This window comes from Actinomyces sp. zg-332 (genome assembly GCF_011751945.2).
In the GTDB taxonomy this organism is placed as follows: domain Bacteria; phylum Actinomycetota; class Actinomycetes; order Actinomycetales; family Actinomycetaceae; genus ZJ293.
In genome coordinates this window covers 837,771-857,150 of sequence record NZ_CP064951.1, presented here as the reverse complement: position 1 = coordinate 857,150, position 19,380 = coordinate 837,771, and the positions used below count along the sequence as shown (strand labels likewise).

General features: G+C 35.5%; 15 protein-coding genes. 13 read left to right on the top strand and 2 right to left on the bottom strand.

What is annotated here, in order from left to right:
• The first annotated feature begins 27 nt into the window (after positions 1–27).
• From HCQ94_RS03475 to HCQ94_RS03435, 9 genes are all read left to right on the top strand, one after another.
• A complete protein-coding gene (locus tag HCQ94_RS03475) occupies positions 28–783 on the top strand; it encodes a YebC/PmpR family DNA-binding transcriptional regulator (RefSeq protein WP_166981914.1) in 756 nt (251 codons plus the stop codon).
• 27 nt (positions 784–810) lie between these two features.
• On the top strand, positions 811–1,470 hold the full coding sequence (ruvC, locus tag HCQ94_RS03470) for a crossover junction endodeoxyribonuclease RuvC (RefSeq protein WP_166977676.1): 660 nt from the start codon (positions 811–813) through the stop codon (positions 1,468–1,470).
• A 78-nt stretch (positions 1,471–1,548) separates the two neighbouring features.
• Positions 1,549–2,154, top strand: coding sequence for a Holliday junction branch migration protein RuvA (gene ruvA, locus HCQ94_RS03465; RefSeq protein ID WP_166981911.1), 606 nt, complete (start codon positions 1,549–1,551; stop codon positions 2,152–2,154).
• A gap of 10 nt (positions 2,155–2,164) precedes the next feature.
• Entirely contained in the window at positions 2,165–3,166 is a 1,002-nt protein-coding gene (gene ruvB / locus HCQ94_RS03460) for a Holliday junction branch migration DNA helicase RuvB (RefSeq protein WP_166978027.1), read from the top strand.
• 469 nt (positions 3,167–3,635) lie between these two features.
• Positions 3,636–4,058 (top strand): preprotein translocase subunit YajC, encoded by a 423-nt coding sequence (locus HCQ94_RS03455; RefSeq protein WP_166977673.1) that lies wholly within the window; start codon positions 3,636–3,638, stop codon positions 4,056–4,058.
• Positions 4,059–4,102: 44 nt separating this feature from the next.
• Entirely contained in the window at positions 4,103–5,884 is a 1,782-nt protein-coding gene (secD, locus tag HCQ94_RS03450) for a protein translocase subunit SecD (protein WP_166981908.1), read from the top strand.
• Positions 5,877–6,965, top strand: a complete 1,089-nt coding sequence (gene secF / locus HCQ94_RS03445; protein ID WP_166977670.1) for a protein translocase subunit SecF — start codon at positions 5,877–5,879, stop codon at positions 6,963–6,965. The genes secD and secF overlap by 8 nt, the downstream gene beginning before the upstream one ends.
• Positions 6,962–7,495, top strand: a complete 534-nt coding sequence (locus HCQ94_RS03440) for an adenine phosphoribosyltransferase (protein WP_166981905.1) — start codon at positions 6,962–6,964, stop codon at positions 7,493–7,495. Before secF ends, HCQ94_RS03440 begins: the two co-directional genes overlap by 4 nt.
• 657 nt (positions 7,496–8,152) lie before the next feature.
• A complete protein-coding gene (locus tag HCQ94_RS03435; protein WP_166981902.1) occupies positions 8,153–10,453 on the top strand; it encodes a RelA/SpoT family protein in 2,301 nt (766 codons plus the stop codon).
• 583 nt (positions 10,454–11,036) lie between these two features.
• On the opposite strand, the gene HCQ94_RS03430 is transcribed toward HCQ94_RS03435, so the two are convergent.
• Positions 11,037–12,344 carry a DUF349 domain-containing protein gene (locus HCQ94_RS03430; protein ID WP_166981899.1) on the bottom strand — a complete coding sequence of 436 codons (1,308 nt, stop codon included), beginning with the start codon at positions 12,342–12,344 and terminating at the stop codon, positions 11,037–11,039.
• A gap of 195 nt (positions 12,345–12,539) precedes the next feature.
• On the opposite strand from HCQ94_RS03430, the gene dnaG reads away from it, so the two are divergent.
• Entirely contained in the window at positions 12,540–14,456 is a 1,917-nt protein-coding gene (gene dnaG / locus HCQ94_RS03425; RefSeq protein WP_166981896.1) for a DNA primase, read from the top strand.
• A 130-nt stretch (positions 14,457–14,586) separates the two neighbouring features.
• Here the strand turns inward: dnaG and orn are convergent, their stop codons facing one another.
• Complete coding sequence (gene orn / locus HCQ94_RS03420) at positions 14,587–15,219, bottom strand: oligoribonuclease (RefSeq protein ID WP_166977660.1); 633 nt, start codon at positions 15,217–15,219, stop codon at positions 14,587–14,589.
• 161 nt (positions 15,220–15,380) lie between these two features.
• Between orn and ilvA the strand changes: the two genes are divergently transcribed.
• From ilvA to HCQ94_RS03405, 3 genes are all read left to right on the top strand, one after another.
• Positions 15,381–16,619 carry a threonine ammonia-lyase IlvA gene (ilvA, locus tag HCQ94_RS03415; protein ID WP_166977658.1) on the top strand — a complete coding sequence of 413 codons (1,239 nt, stop codon included), beginning with the start codon at positions 15,381–15,383 and terminating at the stop codon, positions 16,617–16,619.
• Positions 16,620–16,844: 225 nt separating this feature from the next.
• The gene (locus HCQ94_RS03410; RefSeq protein ID WP_166981893.1) at positions 16,845–18,374 is read left to right on the top strand and encodes an MFS transporter; all 1,530 of its coding nucleotides are present in this window, start codon (positions 16,845–16,847) and stop codon (positions 18,372–18,374) included.
• Positions 18,375–18,516: 142 nt separating this feature from the next.
• On the top strand, positions 18,517–19,227 hold the full coding sequence (locus tag HCQ94_RS03405) for an MBL fold metallo-hydrolase (RefSeq protein ID WP_166981890.1): 711 nt from the start codon (positions 18,517–18,519) through the stop codon (positions 19,225–19,227).
• The last annotated feature ends 153 nt before the right edge of the window (positions 19,228–19,380 follow it).

Sequence of the window (19,380 nt, the reverse complement as noted above, 5' to 3'; positions counted from 1 at the left end):
TTAAAATAAATATGTAAAGAGGGAAATATGTCAGGACATTCCAAGTGGGCTACCACCAAACATAAAAAAGCTGCCATTGATGCTAAGCGTGGTAAGTTATTCGCTCGTTTGATTAAGAACATTGAAGTTGCTGCTCGCACTGGTGGTGGAGATCCTGCTGGTAACCCTACTTTGTATGATGCTATTCAGAAAGCTAAGAAAAACTCTGTTCCTGCTGACAACATCGATAGAGCTGTAAAGCGTGGTAGTGGCGCTGAAGCTGGTGGTGCTGATTATGAAACAATTATGTATGAAGGCTATGGTCCAAATGGTGTAGCATTCTTGGTTGAATGTTTGACTGATAACCGTAACCGTGCTGCCTCCGATGTACGTGTTGCTTTTACACGTAACGGTGGTAACTTGGCTGATCCAGGTTCTGTTGCTTATCTGTTCTCTCGCCGCGGAGTTGTAATTGTTCCTAAAGAAGATGAACTGGACGAAGATACAATTTTAGATGCAGTTTTAGATGCTGGTGCTGAAGAGGTTAATGACTTAGGTGAAGCTTTTGAAGTTATGAGTGAAGCAACTGATGTTGTAGCAGTTCGTACAGCTTTGCAGGAAGCTGGTATTGAATATGAATCAGCTGAAGTGCAGTTCGTTCCAGCTACACAAGTTGAAGTAGATGTCGAGGGAGCAAAGAAAGTTTTGCGTCTAATTGATGCTCTAGAAGACTCAGACGATGTACAAAACGTATATGCTAACTTTGATGCTAGTGAAGAAGTTATGGCAGAGGCAATGGGATAATTATTCCATTGAAATATAAGGATTTGCTTGAAAAATACTGAAAAACTAAGAATACTCGGTGTTGACCCTGGTATTACTCGATGCGGTTTAGGTTGTGTTGAGGTAGACGGGGCTCGCCGAGTAAACTTAGTTAAAGTTGGAGTTATACGTACTAATAAAGAGTTACCAGTTCATCATCGTCTCAAGAAAATCGCTGATGGTATTGATGAATGGATAGCAGAGTTAAAGCCAGATATACTTTGCGTTGAAAAAGTTTTTTCATACGAGAACATGCAAACAGTTACAACTACTATGCAAGCTATGGGGATAGCAATGCTATCAGCTGCTAATCACAATATTGGTTTAGCTATCCATACGCCTACGGAAATAAAAGCTGCTGTGACTGGTTTTGGTGGGGCTGATAAGGTACAAGTTCAATCTATGGTCGCCAAAATTTTGGGTCTTAAAGCTTTGCCTAAGCCTGCTGATGCAGCTGATGCTTTAGCTCTTGCAATATGCCATGCATGGCGTGGGACTGGTATTCAGGGTGTTGGTGAAGATGGGAGCGTTAGTATTAGTGCTTCTGGTGGTGTGCGTGAATCTGAGAAGTTGACTCCAGCTCAAGTTTTGTGGGCTAAGGCTGAGGCGCAAAGTCGTCAAGCTGGTGTTAGGGCTGCTTGGAAAGCTCGCCGTAAAAATAAATCATAAATATAGGCGCTTATAGTTGTATTATTTTTCATTTTTATATAAAATTTTCTTATCGCACATTTGTTCGAAAGTAGTTTTATGATTTATTCCATCTCTGGTGAAGTAACTGATATTGGTATTGACTATGTAGTAGTAGATACCAACGGTGTAGGGTATTTAATTTATACAACTTCTACCGTTTTGCTTGACTTGCACATTGGTCAGAATGCTGTTTTGTATACTAGTTTAATAGTACGTGAAGATTCTATGATTTTATATGGTTTTACTGATAAAGCTGACCGCAATGTTTTTAATATTTTATTAGGGGTATCAGGGGTAGGACCTAAGCTTGCACTTGCTTGTTTGAATGTGCACACTTGCGTTTCTTTAGCTGAGGCTGTAAGAAATGGTGATTTAAAAGCTTTGGAAAAAATTCCAGGAGTGGGAAAGAAATCTGCTCAAAGAATGTTGCTTGAAATTGGTGATAAACTAGGGGCTGTTGCGGTTTCAACGACTGATAGCTCTACGGCTAAACCTTCTGGTGGAGTTGTAAATGAGCAAGTTATTCAGGCATTAACTCAACTGGGGTGGCAGTCTAGTATTGCTGAAAAAGCTGTTGAAGAAGTCTCTAGTGCTAATTCTTATGATGATGTTGCTACACTACTGAAAGCAACTTTGGTATTTTTAGGGGAAAAACGTGGCTGATGATAGGTTTATGTCTTCAGATGCTGATGATTTGGAACGCGCTGCTGAATCAGCTTTACGTCCGAGGAAACTGGATGAATTTGTAGGGCAAAGAGTAGTATGTGATCAGCTATCTTTACTGCTTGATGCTGCTAAAATGAGGGGAAATAGTCCTGACCATGTTTTGTTGGCAGGTCCTCCAGGGCTAGGAAAAACCACATTATCTATGATAATCGCTAGCGAGATGGGTTCATCTTTGCGTCTTACATCAGGACCAGCAATTGCTCACGCTGGTGACTTAGCATCGATTTTGTCCTCTTTGCAAGAAAACGATGTTTTATTTATTGATGAAATACACCGTTTGGCTCGTCCAGCAGAAGAAATGCTTTATTTAGCAATGGAAGACTTCCGTGTAGACGTTGTTGTTGGTAAAGGGCCTGGAGCAACTTCTATTCCATTGACTTTGCCTCATTTTACAGTTGTTGGAGCTACTACACGTTCTGGATTGCTTCCAGCACCACTGCGTGATCGTTTTGGGTTTACGGGACATTTAGATCACTATAATCCTAAAGATTTAGAAACTATTGTAAAACGTAGTGCAAATTTGTTGAATATTGAAATAACAAAAGAAGCTGCTAGTGAAATTGCTATGAGATCTAGAGGCACTCCACGTATTGCCAATAGATTGTTACGAAGAGTTATTGACTACTCTCAGGTACGTGGTAATGGAATATGTGACATGGAATCTGCTAAAGCTACTTTGGAACTATTCGAGGTGGATTCAAAAGGTCTTGATAGACTAGATAGAAGTGTACTTTATTCTTTGTGTACTAATTTTTCTGGTGGACCAGTAGGATTATCTACTTTAGCAGTAAGCATCGGTGAAGAAGCAGAAACTGTGGAAACTGTTGTTGAACCGTTTCTTGTACGTCAATCAATGATAACTAGAACCTCCAGAGGTAGATGTGCAACTAGAAAAGCTTATGAACATTTAGGTTTACAAGTACCTGATGATAAAAATATACTTTTCTGATTACTGAGTTTAGTTTTGCTGTAAACATTGTTTGCGCAGTAAGAAAAAAGTAGTTAGGATTTATTTTCAAAAATAAGTGTTAACAATATTAACTGTGTATATTTTCTAAACTCTAAGCTAGGGAATTAGGGAGTTAGTGTTAGCACAACTTTTTTAGCTTTTATAACAAAAATTAAATACTACTATTTAGGTTTTTACTGTTGAAATTATAAAATTTGGGTATCAATATTATTCAATAATTTTCTCTTTTACATTATGTATATTAAAGTGGTTTATGTTGTATATGGAAGAAAGTAGGATTGTGTCTTAGGAATTTGGTTATAAAGCCAAAATTTCATTACTTTACTAAGAATATAGCTAATAGGTAATAATATTGTAAATTATTCTTTACTCTTGATTAATAAACATAGAATATTTCTTTCAAACAAGATAAACTTTTATGTGGATTATTGTCTTTTATGGAGGAAAAATGGAGCTTTTAATACTGGTAGCTGTATTTGTTTTGTTCATAGTTCTAACTTCGAGCATTTCGAAGAAAAAACAAAATGAACAGCGTAAAACTATGGATGAGAGTCTAGTTCCGGGAGCTTGGGTTCAAACTATAGGTGGATTCTGTGGTAAAGTCGTTGAAATTGATGGTGACGTAGTAGTTTTAGCTACTCCATCAGGAGAAGAATCTTTATGGTTACGTAGAGCCATTGCTCGTGTTGAGGAACCTCCATTTGCTATTGTGGACGATGAAAATGAGTCTGATATTGAAAACGATGAAAATTCTGAGCTAGAAAATCAAGTCCACGAGGAAATACTTGAAGAAAAAGTTGATTCTACAGATGATATAAAAGCTGAAGAAGAAACTAATAATTCTGAAGAAGAAATCAAAGAAGAAAAATAATTGTTAAGGTAATCTGCATTACTATGCGGGTGAAGGGATAAAAAGTGGCAAGTAGCCCTAAGAAAGCCAGACCGGTTAGAGATTTAGTTGTCTTATTGATTATTTTTTCAATAGGCATTGCTTCTCTAATTGCCGGTAGTATTTTTTCCACCGCTTCTTATACTCCAAAATTAGGTTTGGATCTTGAAGGTGGTACACAGTTAATATTGACTCCTATTGCGAGCGAACAAGCTAAGAAAGCTGGTCAACGTTCAGATGTTACAACTGAAGATATAGACCAAGCTATAAATATTATTCGCCAACGTGTTGATGCTTCTGGTGTTGCTGAAGCAGAAATATCTAAGCAAGGTGGCGTAAACATTGTAGTTTCTCTACCTGGAAAACCGTCAAAGGAAACTTTAGATTTAGTTAGGTCATCAGCACAGCTAAACTTTAGACCTGTTCTAGGTATAAGCGGTCCTAATGCTACAACTTCTGTGGAATTAACTCAGAAGGACGCAAATGGTAAAGATAAAAAAGTAAAGCAAAATATCGATCCAAAAGTTGCCGCTGACACAAATCAAGACGGTGTTTTATCTGAAGAACCAGCAACTAAACCAAAGAATAATTCAGATGTAGCTTGGATTAGCGAAAAAGTTAAATACGATTTCTTAAGCTTAGACTGCACTAATGCTAAAAATCGTGCTGTATCATCAAATGATGATCCGAAAAAGCCTTTAGCCGCTTGTGATGTTGATGGAAAAGCTAAATATATTCTTGGACCAGTAGATGTTGAAGGTGTACATATTGCTCGTGCATCTTCCGGATTGCGTCAAACTTCAACTGGTCAGACAACCAATGAATGGGTTGTTAACCTAGAATTTGATAAGGCTGGTGCTGATAAATTTGCTAAAGTTACTCAGCGTCTAGTTGATTTACGTAAAGTAAACCCAGTTTTGAATCAGTTCGCTATCGTGCTAGATGGAAAAGTAGTTTCAGCTCCTGGTGTTTCTTCAGTTATCAACGCTGGTAGAGCAGAAATCTCTGGTAAATTTACCAATGAAAGTGCTACATCACTAGCAAACCAGTTAAACTTCGGTTCACTACCTTTAAACTTTAAAGTTCAGTCTGAACAACAAATTAGTGCTACCTATGGTTCAAACCACTTAGAAAAGGGTATTTGGGCTGGTGTAATTGGTCTTGTACTAGTCATGATATACCTAATATTGCAGTATAGAGCTTTGAGTGTTGTAGCTATTTTCTCATTGCTAGTTGCTGCTGCTGGAACTTATCTAACTATTACAGTTCTTTCATGGACAATGGGATATAGATTGTCCTTAGCTGGTGTTGTCGGTTTGATTATCGCAGTGGGTGTTACAGCTGACTCATTTATCGTTTACTTTGAACGTATTCGTGATGAAATTCGCGATGGCCACACTACTGATGTTGCTCTTGAAGAAGGTTGGAAGAGAGCTAAACGTACAATTATTGCCTCAGATGCCGTAAACATCTTAGCAGCTATTGTTCTGTATCTATTGGCTGTGGGTGGCGTTCAAGGCTTTGCCTTCACATTAGGTTTGACTACATTGATTGACTTAGTTGTACTATTCTTGTTCACACATCCAGCAATGATCTTGTGTACAAAACTAGACTTCTTTAGTAAAGGTCATAAATTCTCGGGACTAAGCCCTGAAAACCTAGGAGTCAAAGCTCCTATATATGCAGGACGTGGAAGGGTGCGTTCAGGAGAAATGTCGATTGCTCGACGTCGTGCTATGGAAAAAGAACAGGCTAAAAATCTAGATGAAACTCTAGAAGGAACTGAAGAAGGAGTTAAGCATGATTAGTTATTCCCAGTGGGGTAATGAGCTTTACTCTGGCAAACGCTCATATGGTTTCATTAAGAACCGTAAAATATTTTTCTCAATTGGCGCTATATTTGTAGCTATTTCTCTGATACTAATCGCAATTGTAGGAATAAATCCTAGTATAGAGTTTAGAGGTGGTAGCGAATTTACTGTTACACACGCTAAAAAAGTAGATCAACAGTTAGCATATGACGTTTTGAAAGAAGTAAACGTAAATGATGCTGCTACCCGTGTTTCTCAAGTTGGTTCTGATGGAATTAGAGTACAGACAGGTAAACTTAATGACAAACAAACAACCGATGTACATTCTAAACTAGCTAAAGCTTATGGGGTACAAGAAAAAGATGTCACTTCAACTTATATTGGTCCTTCATGGGGACAAGATGTTACATCTAAAGCATTGTGGTCACTAGGTATTTTCTTAGTTTTAGTTTCCATTCTAATGGCACTATACTTCAGAACTTGGACTATGGCTGTTGCAGCTTTGTTTGCACTAATGCATGACGTATTTTTGACTGCTGGTTTCTTTGCTCTTACTCAAGTTGAAGTATCACCAGCAACAGTTATTGGTTTCCTAACAATTCTAGGTTACTCACTATATGACACAGTTGTTGTATTTGATAAGATACGTGAAAATACTCATGAATTTTTGGCACAACGAAAGTTTACATACGGTGAACTAGTCAACCTATCTGTAAACCAGACCCTAGTGCGTTCTATAAATACTTCAGTTGTGGCGATTTTGCCTGTTGCTGCTATCTTTGTCATTGGTTCTTTCCTTCTAGGTGCAGGAACTTTACTTGATATTTCTCTAGCTTTGCTAGTAGGTATGATAGTGGGAACATTGTCTTCGATATTCCTAGCATCACCACTATTATTGTGGCTACGTGAAAGAGAATCAAAGGTAAAAGAACACAATAAGCAAGTTATAAATTCTCGTAAAAAAGTAAACGAAGATGGTGAAGAGATTATTACAGAAGTAACAGTTTCGCCACTACAGGCAGGAAAGCATTTAGGGCATGCTTCTCAGCCTAAAAAGAAAGCGAAAAGTAAACGATGAGCGAAAAATTAGTAGAGCTTCTCAAAAATAATCTCCGAGATATTCCTGATTTTCCAATCGAAGGAATACTGTTTCACGATATTGTTCCTCTATTGAATAACCCTGAAGCTTTTACTGCTTTAATCAAAGGCATGGCTGAAGAGTATAGAGGAAAAGTAGATGTAGTCGCTGGAATTGAATCACGCGGTTTTATTCTTGCTGCACCGTTAGCTATTGAACTAGGAATTGGAATGGTTCCTATACGCAAAGCAGGAAAACTGCCAGGTGAAGTAATTGGTGTGGACTACGATCTAGAATATGGATCAGCTAGACTAGAGTTATCAGCTGGAATGATTAAAGAAAACCAAAGAGTTTTACTTGTAGACGATGTATTAGCTACAGGTGGAACAGTTTGGGCAGCTAATGAGCTTATAGAAAAGTCTGGAGCAAAAGTAGAAACAGTCCTTGTGATAATGGAACTACTTAGCCTAAATGGTCGAGATAAGATTCAGGGATTGAACGTAAAATCGTATTTACAATACGACTGCTAATAAGTTATTTTTAGGGGTGATACTTGTATCACCCCTAAAATATTTAAGTAGCTTTACGTAAAAAATTTTTGATATAACACTTAGCAGAAATAAACAGAGATACAGATACTTGGGGGAATTTTTTCTTTGACGTATTTTTCTCAAGAATCATTTGAAAGATATAGTCTGGTTTACTAGGAGAAAAAGTCTTTTTAATTAATACTCACTTGAAATGCTATAAGCCTGCTTGAGAAAAGAGAATCTTTTTCTTGAATCCAGTTATCAAAACTCCTGTGAACCCTATAAAGCCCGATTTAGGGAAAGAAGACGTCTTGATACTATCCTTAGAAAGCTCCTTAGTAAACTCTTTATAATTCTCCTCACTTTTTTCATCTATTCATCTAGAACACACTTTCTAGAGAATAAGAATAGTATTTTTTCATTAGAGACCATGAACTTATCTGTATAATGCACTCATATATGTTATTAATATCATGTAGGTAAACTAATATTAGATAAAAGTAAAAAATTTTGTGTTATAAATGATAAAATCTAAGAATAAGCTTATAATTATGTAAAAATTATAGGTTTAAGACAAAAATCTTACAATAACAAAATAGTGTTGTATTGTATACCTACTAGTTTTTAATACAGTATTTTACTATAGAGGTGTTTGCTATGGGGAAAGACAATAAGAACGAGATAACGGGATCTATACCAGTAGTAAATGCTTCTTTCGTGCGTACAAGTCTTTCATGGCTAGGTAATCGTAAACGCAGTACTCGTCCAGAGATTGAGCCTTTAATTAGGGCAATGAAAGCTAATCATCCCAAAGCTGATACCTCACTGATTGAAAAAGCTTATGATACTGCTCGTCATTTGCATGAAGGACAGATGCGAAAATCTGGTGAGCCTTATATAACTCACCCTGTGGCTGTGGCTACAATTTTGGCTGAGCTCGGAATGACTCCCATAACTCTAGTTGCTGCTTTATTACATGATACTGTTGAAGACTGTGAATATACTCTGGAAGAGCTTACTCAAGATTTCGGCGAAGAAATAGCTTTATTGGTTGATGGTGTAACTAAACTAGATAAGGTCGAATACGGTCAAGCGGCAAAAGCTGAAACTATACGTAAAATGATTGTAGCTATGTCTAAAGATATTCGAGTACTAGTAATAAAACTTGGAGATAGGTTACATAACGCTAGAACATGGAAGTATGTTTCACCAGAATCAGCTAAACAAAAAGCAAAAGAAACTTTGGAAATATATGCTCCACTAGCTAACAGACTTGGAATGAATAGTGTCAAATCAGAACTTGAAGACAAGAGTTTTAAAATCCTTTACCCTGATGTTTATGAGGAAATAAATAGGTTACTACTAGACCGTGCTCCTGAACGTGAAAAGTATTTAAATGCAATTATTTACCAAATCGAAGAAGATTTGCGCGTGTTAAAAGTTAAAGGAAAAGTTAGCGGTAGGCCAAAACATCACTATTCTATCTATCAAAAAATGGTTGTGCGTGGGCGTGATTTTGAGGATATATACGATTTAGTTGCTGTTAGGATTTTAGTTGATACTGTAACTGATTGTTATGCTGTTTTAGGAGCAATGCACTCTCGCTGGACACCTATTCCAGGTAAATTCAAAGACTACATCGCCATGCCAAAGTTCAACTTATATCAATCTTTACACACTACAGTAATAGGGCAAAATGGTAAGCCTGTTGAAATTCAGATTAGAACTCATAAAATGCACTATGATGCTGAATATGGTGTTGCTGCCCACTGGAAATATAAAGAAAATCCTAATGCTACTGCTAAGAACTCAGATAAAATGTCTACAGCCCAAGAGATGGGTTGGTTGCGTCAACTCGTGGAGTGGCAAAGAGAAACAGATGATCCTTCAGAGTTCTTAGATTCGCTCAGGTATGAAGTATCAGGTAGTGAAATCTATGTTTTTACTCCACGTGGAGATGTCATATCTTTAACTAGGGGAGCTTCACCTGTAGACTTTGCTTACGCTGTTCACACTGACGTTGGGCACAGAACAATTGGAGCTAAGGTAAATGGCAAGTTGGTTGCTTTAGATACTAAGTTATCAAATGGTGATCGAATAGAGATAATTACTTCAAAAGCGCAAAATTATGCTCCATCTAGAGACTGGCTCAAGTTTGTAACAACTCCTCGCGCTAAAAATAAGATTAAAAACTGGTTTTCAAAAGAGCGTCGAGAAGAAGCTATTGAACAAGGCAAAGAGCAACTTGCCAAAACAATTAGGCGACAAAACCTGCCATTACAGCGTCTTTTAACTCAAGGTGTTTTGTCTGATTTAGCAACAGAAATGGGATATAGTGATATCTCTGGAATTTACTTAGCTATAGCTGAAAATCATTTAGCTCCAGGTACCATTGTTTCTAAGCTAATTGCTTTGATTGATGAAGATTCAGAAACTGATGATTTAGCTAACGAAACACCTATTTTCCCTACTAAAGTACGCCAACCTATGAAATCTTCTTCTAATGGAGTTAGTGTTGCTGGTATAACTGATACAGAAATGCTTATTAAACTAGCTAAGTGTTGTTTGCCAGTACCAGGAGATGGAATCTCAGGCTTTATAACTAGGGGACAAGGAATTTCTGTTCATAGGACAGACTGTGCTAATCTACAAAATTTAGCTAAAGAATCTGAACGCATTATTGAAGTTGAATGGCAACATAACCCTAAAGCTGTTTACCGAGTTCGTATCAAGATTGAATCCATTGACCGTGAAGGGTTGCTAGCTGAAATATCAAGAGTTTTTGCTGATTATCATGTAAAAATTACTGATATTTCTTTGAATACAACTAGCGATTGTTTAGCAATTTCATATTTTTCTTTTGATACAGTAGATCCTTCTCATTTGAATACTGTTTTGTCAGCTTTACGTAGACTAGATGGGGTATACTCGGTTAATCGTGTTACTGGTTCTAGATAGTAAAGATAGAATACTTTCTAGTACTTTTGCTAGGAAAACATAGAATGACTACACATTTACTTAGCTTTAATGGAAAAACAGTATTTAAGTATTTTATTTAGTAGCTACATTAATTCTAATAGTGATGTTTGAGTAAAATTACTTTTAGTACTATAAAATTACCTCGCTAAGCTAAGAGATAACTTAGTATTTTATTGCTAAAACGAAATATTTTTTATTACATAAATAGTGTTTCACTAGAATATTCTTTTTATGTCTATAGGAAATTTGTAAAACTTTCAATAAATAAAAACTCATTTTACTCTTAGAATAAGAGTAAAGGAAATCAACTCTTAAAGTTTTGAAAGTAAATGAAACATATTTAATGGTAACAGTAGTATATTCTTAGGATAAATAGATAAAGCTAGCTTATTGAACTTATAAAAAGTGATAAGTAAATATAAAAGACAAATGCAGTTTTTAGAAAAATAATGGTGTGATATACATATATCACACCATTATTTACTAGTCTTAGAAAACTATATAGTTCCATGAAATGGACTAGTTAACTAAAAAATTGTATTGAAAAAATTCTAGTCAAATATTACTGTTCTATAGTTTTCAATGCCTGTTCTAGCCATTGTTTCTTTGAATCTAGTTCAACAGTTAGTTTAGCAACTGCTGCGTCATCACCTTTAGCTTTGGCTTTTTCAATTTTTTCTTCTAGCTCTGGAATTGAAGCTTGAAGTAGACCTGCAAGTCCTTGAGCACGAACTTTAGTTTCAGGGTTTGAACGCTGCCATTCTTCTTCCTCAGCACGTCGAACAGCATCTTCAACTGCACGAATACGTGACTGTACTTTCTTTACATCAGAACGTGGAACACGGCCAATTTCATCCCATTCCTGCAAAATGTCACGAAGAGAGTTTTTAGCAACTTCGAGATCTGTTATAGGTAGCAAGCTTTCAGCACGCTCAAGCAAAGCCAACTTTAGCTCTAAGTTCTTTGAAAATTCTTCGTTCAAAAGAGCATTTTGTTCATTCTTTGCATCAAAGAATGTTACTTGTGCATTTCTGAAACGCTCCCATAGCTCATCATCTAGCTTACGGTTAGCCTTTGGTGCTTTCTTCCACTCTTCCATTAGATCACGGAAAGCTGTAGTGGTCTTTCCCCATTCTGTTGATGAAGCTAAGGATTCAGCTTTGGCAACTAGCTCTTCTTTGATAGCTTTAGCTTGGGACTGAACCTGATCAAGCTGTGCAAAGAACTGGCGACGTTGACGATCAAAAATTGTACGAGCTTGTGAGAAACGCTTCCACAAAGCATTTTCTGTTTTACGATCTAAACGTGGACCGTGACGTTGAGAATCTTTCCATTCTTCAAGTAGGTCTCGTAGAGTCTGACCGGATTGTTTCCAGTTAGTTGCCTGACCACAGTTGTGTGCAATTTCTTCAGCTTTCTCAACAATAGATGTTCTAATGGCTAAAGTTTTTTCGCGCTGAGCAATACGGTTAGCTTTTAGTTCTTCTTTTCTTGCTTCAACTTTTGCTTTCAAAGCTTCAACGCTAGCGTGTAGAGCATCAATATCACCAATAATTGCTGGATTTTCTAGCAATGTTTCAATTGATTTCATAGGAGATTCTAAGTCTTTTAAACTCAAATTGCTAATACGAGAAGAAAAAATAGTTATTTGTGTTTTTAAATCTAAATAACGACGAATATAAAGTTCGAAAGGACGTTCAGGTACATCAATTGGGAACTGGCCTATCAAACGTTTTTCATCCCCTTGTAATACATACACATTACCATCATCGTCGATAGCACCAAATTTTGAATACTGTGCATACTCAGCTTCTGTTATGGAAGCTTCAACTTTAGGGGTTGAAACATTTGCTTTTACTTCATCTGACATATCAAAACTCCTTCAGAGAAAAAGACGGGGTAGAAACACCGTACACGATTAATTCACATCTTAAATAACAAAGACCCAGATTCATTCTATCAATTTTATGTATATTTTTTTAAATAAAATAGCGAATTTTGTAACAATATATCAAAAAACTCTAACACATAGCTAAAATGTACCAAAACAATGTAAGATAGCAGTATGGCAGGAATGATAAGACGTGAAGATATAGAAGAAATAAGAAATAGAGTTAAAATTGAGGATATAATTTCAACCTACGTAACTTTACGTCCTAGCGGAATAGGTAGTTACAAGGGATTATGTCCTTTTCATGACGAGAAAACTCCTTCTTTTAGTGTTAGAAGTCATTTGGGTGTATGGCACTGTTTTGGGTGCGGTAAAAGCGGGGATGCGATAGCTTTTATTCAAGAAATCAACCAAATGCCCTTTCAAGATGCAGTTGAATTTTTAGCAGATAAAGTTGGAGTATCTTTAACCTATGAAAAGGGAAATGTTAATCCTAATAATAAAACTAATCTAAATGCTAGAAAAGCAACAATAGAAATTAATACAATTGCTAGCCGTATATATGAAGAGAACCTTTTAAAACCTAAAGGAATTGAAGCAAGAAAATTTTTGGCTTCAAAAGGATTCACAAAAGAAAACTGTAAGACCTATTCTATCGGGTATGCAAGTGATAAATGGGATGAGATAACTAGCATACTAATGCACAAAGGCTATACACAAGATCAACTTTTAGCTAGTGGTATTGCTTCGAAGTCTTCTAGTGGTAAGGTCTATGATCGTTTTAGAAACAGGGCAATTTGGCCAATAAAAGATATAACTGGTCAGATAATTGGATTTGGTGCTAGACGTTTAGATGACGAAGATAAAAATACACCTAAATATTTAAACACCCCTGAAACTATAGCTTATAAAAAGAATCAAGTTTTATACGGTTTGGATATTGCTAAGAAAGAAATTGTAAATAAGAAACAAGTGATTATAGTTGAAGGGTACACAGATGTTATGGCTGCGCATTTAGCTGGTTTGAAAAACACTGTGGCTACTTGTGGTACTGCTTTTGGTAGTGAGCATACTAAACTAATAAAGCGTTTATTGGGAGATGGCGTATCTATTTCTTCAAGCGTAACTATGTCTAGTGGCAAAACTTATGGTGGGGAAGTAATTTTTACTTTCGATAGTGACGAAGCTGGACAAAAAGCAGCGCTTAGAGCTTTTAATGAAAACCAAAATTTTGTAGCCCAGACTTTTATTGCTTTAGACAATCAAGGAATGGATCCATGCGATATACGTTTATTGCGAGGAGAAGAACAATTACAAGAGATAATTAAAAACCGCATACCTCTAGTTGAATTTGTATTAAAGTCATCTATTAAAAACTTAGATTTATCTACGGGAGAAGGCAGAACACAGGCTAAAGAAATATGTATACCTATAATCGGTAAAATAAAAGATAAAAGCTTACGTGACGAATATTTGAGAATAGTTTCAGGATGGATAGGGATAGATGTTACTTTACCTAGAAACTTCAATGCTTCTAACCCACGTATTAATCAAAATACTCAGCCTGTGCCAACTAGTTCTGTTCAAGGACAAATTGCTAACACAAAAGTATCTATTCCTGAAAAAAATGCACTAGAAGTACTATTACAACTGCCAGAATACATAGATAGTGAAATTTGGAGCAGGATAAATGTCGAGTGTTTTATGACTCCTTCGTATAGGCAAATTTTTAATACTATACAAAATATTGGTGGATCTAATTTATATAGTCAGATACTTGAGACTGAGAATAATAATCACAACACTACTACTAAAATATGGGTGGAAAAAATAGCTGAAAGTGTTGATCCAACTATAAAAAATCTAGTTTATAAAATAGCTGTCACCACTATTCCACAAAATAAAAAAGAACATTTGCAAAAATATGCTAACGATATAATAATTTTTCTATTAAATAGATATTACGATGAGCAAGCTAAAATACTCCATGCAAAGCTAAACCGTATAGGGGTGAAAGATCCAGAATATGCTGGTGTATTTCAAGAAATAATGAATATCGAAAATGAAAAACGTATGCTTAAACGTTACTAATTTATACTAAAGTTGAAACATATGAGCTGATAAGACACAAAATAAGGTTCAATTTCGATTTTATAACAAATTGTGAAATACTCACCTAGTTTGTGAGCATGACAGTCTTAAATTTATGCAAAAGCTATAACTATTTTAAAGTTTCAGAGTCTGTCTTTGGTGAAAACTTTGCTTTAACTTCGAGACATTTAGCAGTACTTGGACCTTCTCCTTCAGGGAAAAGAACTTCTTTATAATAGCAAAGCTCAATAATTGACTCACGTATATCTGCAAGAGCACGATGTCCTCCGTTTTTATCAGGCTTGTTATAAAAGACTCGTGGGAACCATCGTTTAGATAACTCTTTAATAGTTGAAACGTCAACAATACGGTAGTGCAAATGTTCAACTACATCAGGCATCTGTTTTTCTAAAAACATTTTATCAGTAGCTATAGAATTACCAGCGAGTAGAGCCTTTTTAGCGTCAGGAACGAAACGTTTTATATAGTCTAAAACCATTTCCTGAGCAACTTTTATATCAACGCCATTAGGTAATTCATCAATTAATCCGGACGTAGTATGCATATTGGTGACAAAATCATTCATATTATTAAAAGCAAGTTGTGAAGGTTTGATAACAATGTTAAAACCTTCATCTATAATATTTAAATCTCCATCTGTAACGATAACAGCTACTTCGACTAATTCATCTATATTTGTATCTAAACCAGTCATTTCACAGTCAATCCACACTAGAGGATTCTTAGTAGTTACAGTGTTCATAATATTACTTTCTAACTTACGTTTTTTAAAATAGCTACTATAAAATTGTAACGAAAAAAAATAAAAATGCACTTTTTACATTATTTTATATTAAATCTAGAGAAATAATTATTGTAAAATAGTTCCAGTTATACACTACGTAATCGTTTAAGAAGGTAATAATGCTTGAGAAAGAAAAAGTAGAAAAAGCAGTCGCTACACTTGAAGGAATAGTCGAAAAAACTCCTATTCAAATAAGTACGAGATTATCAGAAAAATATGATTGCAATGTTTTTTTCAAGCGCGAAGATATTCAAAAATGTAGATCTTTTAAAGTTAGGGGCGCCTATAACTCTGCCTCACAACTAAGCGAAGCTGAAAAACAAGCTGGAGTTGTGTGTGCTTCTGCTGGAAACCACGCCCAAGGTATAGCCTATGCTTGTTCTAAACTAGGAATTAAAGGAACTATTTTCTTACCAAGTAATACCCCTAAACAAAAACGTAGAAGAATTAGCTCTATTGGGGGTAAATGGGTAGAACCAATAGTAGTAGATGGTAACTTTGATTTAGCTAATAAAAGTGCTTTTGAAAAAGCTGAATCAGAAGGAATGATTTACGTTCATCCGTATGATAGCGAAAAAACTATATATGGACAGGCAACTATAGGGTATGAAATAGATAAATATTTCTCTGAAGATATAGAAACTGTGCTAATACCAGCTGGTGGTGGGGGACTGCTATCAGGAATAGCTTTTTGGATTAAAAATAATAGACCAAACACTAGAGTTGTTGCTGTGGAACCGCAAGGTGCAGCATGTGTCAAAAAAGCTATCGAAGCTGGACAGCCAGTGCAGCTTGATAAAGTTGATACATTCGTTGATGGTACAGCAGTAGGTAAAGTTGGAAAAATTCCTTTTGAAATAATAAAAGAATACGTAGATGAGTTTGTAGCTGTACCAGAGGGTGCAGTATGTGCTGAAATGCTTGAGATGTATCAGACAGATGGCATTATTGCTGAACCAGCAGGAGCTTTAGCAAGCGCAGCAATACCTTTCCTTAAAAACAAGCCTAAAGGAAATGTTATATGCATTGTTTCTGGTGGGAATAACGATTTATCTCGTTATGCTGAAATAATGGAAAGAGCAGCTGTATACGAAGGATATCGTCGTTACTTCTTAGTTTCTTTTCCACAGCAACCAGGCGCATTACGTCTATTTTTGGAGGATGTTTTGCAAGCAGGCGAAGATATTGTTTACTTCCAGTATATAAAGAAAAATAACAGGGAAAATGGTCCAGCATTAGTAGGATTAGACTTACAAGACCCTCAAGACATATCCTCGCTACGAAAAAGGATGCAAGAATCTATTTTACATATTGAAGAACTCAACCAAGACTCAGAAATATTGAGAATGCTAATATAAATTGACTTTCCACTCTTAGAAAGATATATAATTATATATCTTGTGAAGGGCAGTTTATATAAAACCTACGAATATAAGTAAGAAGTGATATTTTACAATTCCCATTATACTAAACGCACTCGATTTAAAATGTGAATATTATTCCTTTTGTTACAAGTGCTCATATAAATATTCACATTAATGTTGTTAATAGAAGATAAAAATACTTATAAAATAGGTGAAAATATGCAAAAAGAAGTGTCTGTTAAGACTTGGGTAACTTTATGTATTTTACTACTGCCAACGCTAGTTGTAGCGATGGATACAACTATCCTTCTCTTTGCTTTACCTGAAATTTCTATCGCATTACATCCATCAGCAACAATGCAACTGTGGATAGTTGATATGTACTCTCTTATCATGTCAGCTTTTCTAGTAGCTGCTGGAAATTTTGCTGATAGAATTGGTAGAAAGAAACTACTTTTGCTCGGTACAGTAGGTTTTACTTTAGTTTCAGTTGCAGCAGCATTTTCTACCTCAGCTTCACTCTTGCTGATATGTAGGGGATTGCTCGGATTTTTTAGTGCAGGTATAGCACCTACGACTCTTTCGAATATAAGAGTTATGTTCGAGAAATCAGATAAACTTCCTATGGCTATCGCAATTTGGATATCTACTTTTTCAGTAGGAGCTGCAATAGGACCAATAATTGGTGGGGTATTGCTAGAATACTTTTATTGGGGATCAGTATTTCTAGTAACTTTACCGTTTACTATACCAGCACTTGTGTTAATACCTTCTTTGTTGAAAGAAACTAAGGACACTAACCCAGGACCTTTAGATTTTACTGCTATTTTGCTATCTATAGTGGCAATAACAAGCTTCGTATACGTTATTAAGTATTCTGTAACAGAGGGGATAAGTTTCACATCAGTTATGCTTATATTGGTGAGCATAGTTTCTGGTTATGCATTTGTAAAACACTTGTCCTCTAAAGAAAACCCAATGTTTGACATTATGCTTTTTAAAAATTCTAACTTTGCTGGTGGAATTGTAGTAAATGTTATTGGGGCTTTCTCTCTGATGGGCTTCACATTCGTTGTAACGCAGTTTTTGCAACTAGCTGCTGGATTTTCTCCTATGACAGCTGGGCTGTTGATGTTGCCTTCTTCTTTTGCTTTCTTTATAGCTGGAATGATAGTTGTGCCACTAGCTAAGCGTTTTTCAAAGAAAATAATAGTAATATCTAGTCTGTTTATAAATCTTTTTGCCTACGTGTTTTTAGCTGTAATAGGTGCAAATAATACAACTATAACTATAAACATTATTTGGTGCTTTTTAGGTATTGGGATTGGATTTGTAGAAACTATAGCTTATGATTTGATAATTGAAACTGTGCCTATAAATAAATCTGGTGCAGCCTCAGGTATATCTGAGTCAGTTTACGAACTTGGCATGGTTATGGGAGCTGCTGTTATAGGATCAGTAATGAACTGGGGATATAAATTACATCTACTTATTCCTGATGGTTTATCAGACAAAGATTTACAGGTAGCTAAAGAAACTTACAGTGGTGCTATAGATGTTGTTAATTCACTAGTTTATAAGAACCCAGATTTAGCTCGTAATCTTGCTCAAAATGCTAAAAGTGCATTTATGTATGCGATTCCAATAGTTGGTATAATAAACGTTATTTTGATGGTAATTAGTGTTATTTTAGCTTGGAAAATTTTATTTAGAAAAAGTAAAGAAAGTTATGATAACAGTTTAGCTTAGTTAACGTTAAGACTTTTTATGCAAGATACTTGTATATGAAAAATATATAAAAATACTATAAGTAACTTTAGATAAAATGTAGAAGAATAATTAGCGATATAAGATAATTAAACAGTATGAAATTAGGAGTATATTCATGGTTATGAAAATTTATTGTACTGTATCACCTGTTTTTGAGGAGAATTGCTATATTGTTGTAAACGATAAGAATCAAGCTTTAATAGTAGATCCAGGCGCATATACTAAAAAGATGATTGATATGCTGATGGAAGATATAAATGCTGAGCCTAAAAGTATACTTCTAACTCATGGGCATCTTGATCACATTTGGGACGCTGGTAAATTCAATATACCAACTTATATTCCTAAGCCTGATATGTACCGTTTAGATGATCCGTACCAGCATTTTGGTGAAGAAATTGCTAGAAATTTTAGAATTTTAGCTAACGAAGAATTCGTTCCTATAAAAAATATTCAGCCTTTGCCAGATGAAACTTATACTACAGCTTTTGAAATAATCGATGGATTTTTCCTACGAGGAATACCAACACCTGGACATACTGAAGGATCAAGCATATTTTTATTCTCTTGTGAGATTGAGGACTACACAGCTCGCGGAATAAAAAATGAACATAACTTATATGCTTTTGGGGGAGATGTAATATTTGCGTCTAGTGTGGGAAGAACTGACCTACCAGGAGGAGATCGCACACAAATGCTACAGTCTTTGCGTACTATATGCAATATAGTTGACCCTCGTACTATATTTTTAACAGGTCATGGTATTCCAACAGCATTATGGTATGAAAAAGAAAATAATTCTCATATAAAATACGCAATGAAAATGGGATAGGTAACAAAAATTAGCTAATTTCTCGTTACATAAATGAACCTTTTTATAAATCATAGGTGCAAGTATTAAATACTTTTGCTGTTTAATAAATGTGTAAAAGTATGTTTAAAAGGTATATTTATACTCATATTTATAAGTAATACAGTAAATAAT

Coding starts and splice junctions, on each gene's coding strand:
- orn (WP_166977660.1), bottom strand. CDS start 15,219: ATGAACACTGTAACTACTAAGAATCCTCTAGTGTGGATTGACTGTGAA.
- ruvB (WP_166978027.1), top strand. CDS start 2,165: ATGTCTTCAGATGCTGATGATTTGGAACGCGCTGCTGAATCAGCTTTA.
- dnaG (WP_166981896.1), top strand. CDS start 12,540: ATGGCAGGAATGATAAGACGTGAAGATATAGAAGAAATAAGAAATAGA.
- secF (WP_166977670.1), top strand. CDS start 5,877: ATGATTAGTTATTCCCAGTGGGGTAATGAGCTTTACTCTGGCAAACGC.
- ruvA (WP_166981911.1), top strand. CDS start 1,549: ATGATTTATTCCATCTCTGGTGAAGTAACTGATATTGGTATTGACTAT.
- HCQ94_RS03475 (WP_166981914.1), top strand. CDS start 28: ATGTCAGGACATTCCAAGTGGGCTACCACCAAACATAAAAAAGCTGCC.
- ilvA (WP_166977658.1), top strand. CDS start 15,381: ATGCTTGAGAAAGAAAAAGTAGAAAAAGCAGTCGCTACACTTGAAGGA.
- HCQ94_RS03440 (WP_166981905.1), top strand. CDS start 6,962: ATGAGCGAAAAATTAGTAGAGCTTCTCAAAAATAATCTCCGAGATATT.
- HCQ94_RS03410 (WP_166981893.1), top strand. CDS start 16,845: ATGCAAAAAGAAGTGTCTGTTAAGACTTGGGTAACTTTATGTATTTTA.
- HCQ94_RS03430 (WP_166981899.1), bottom strand. CDS start 12,344: ATGTCAGATGAAGTAAAAGCAAATGTTTCAACCCCTAAAGTTGAAGCT.
- HCQ94_RS03455 (WP_166977673.1), top strand. CDS start 3,636: ATGGAGCTTTTAATACTGGTAGCTGTATTTGTTTTGTTCATAGTTCTA.
- HCQ94_RS03405 (WP_166981890.1), top strand. CDS start 18,517: ATGAAAATTTATTGTACTGTATCACCTGTTTTTGAGGAGAATTGCTAT.
- HCQ94_RS03435 (WP_166981902.1), top strand. CDS start 8,153: ATGGGGAAAGACAATAAGAACGAGATAACGGGATCTATACCAGTAGTA.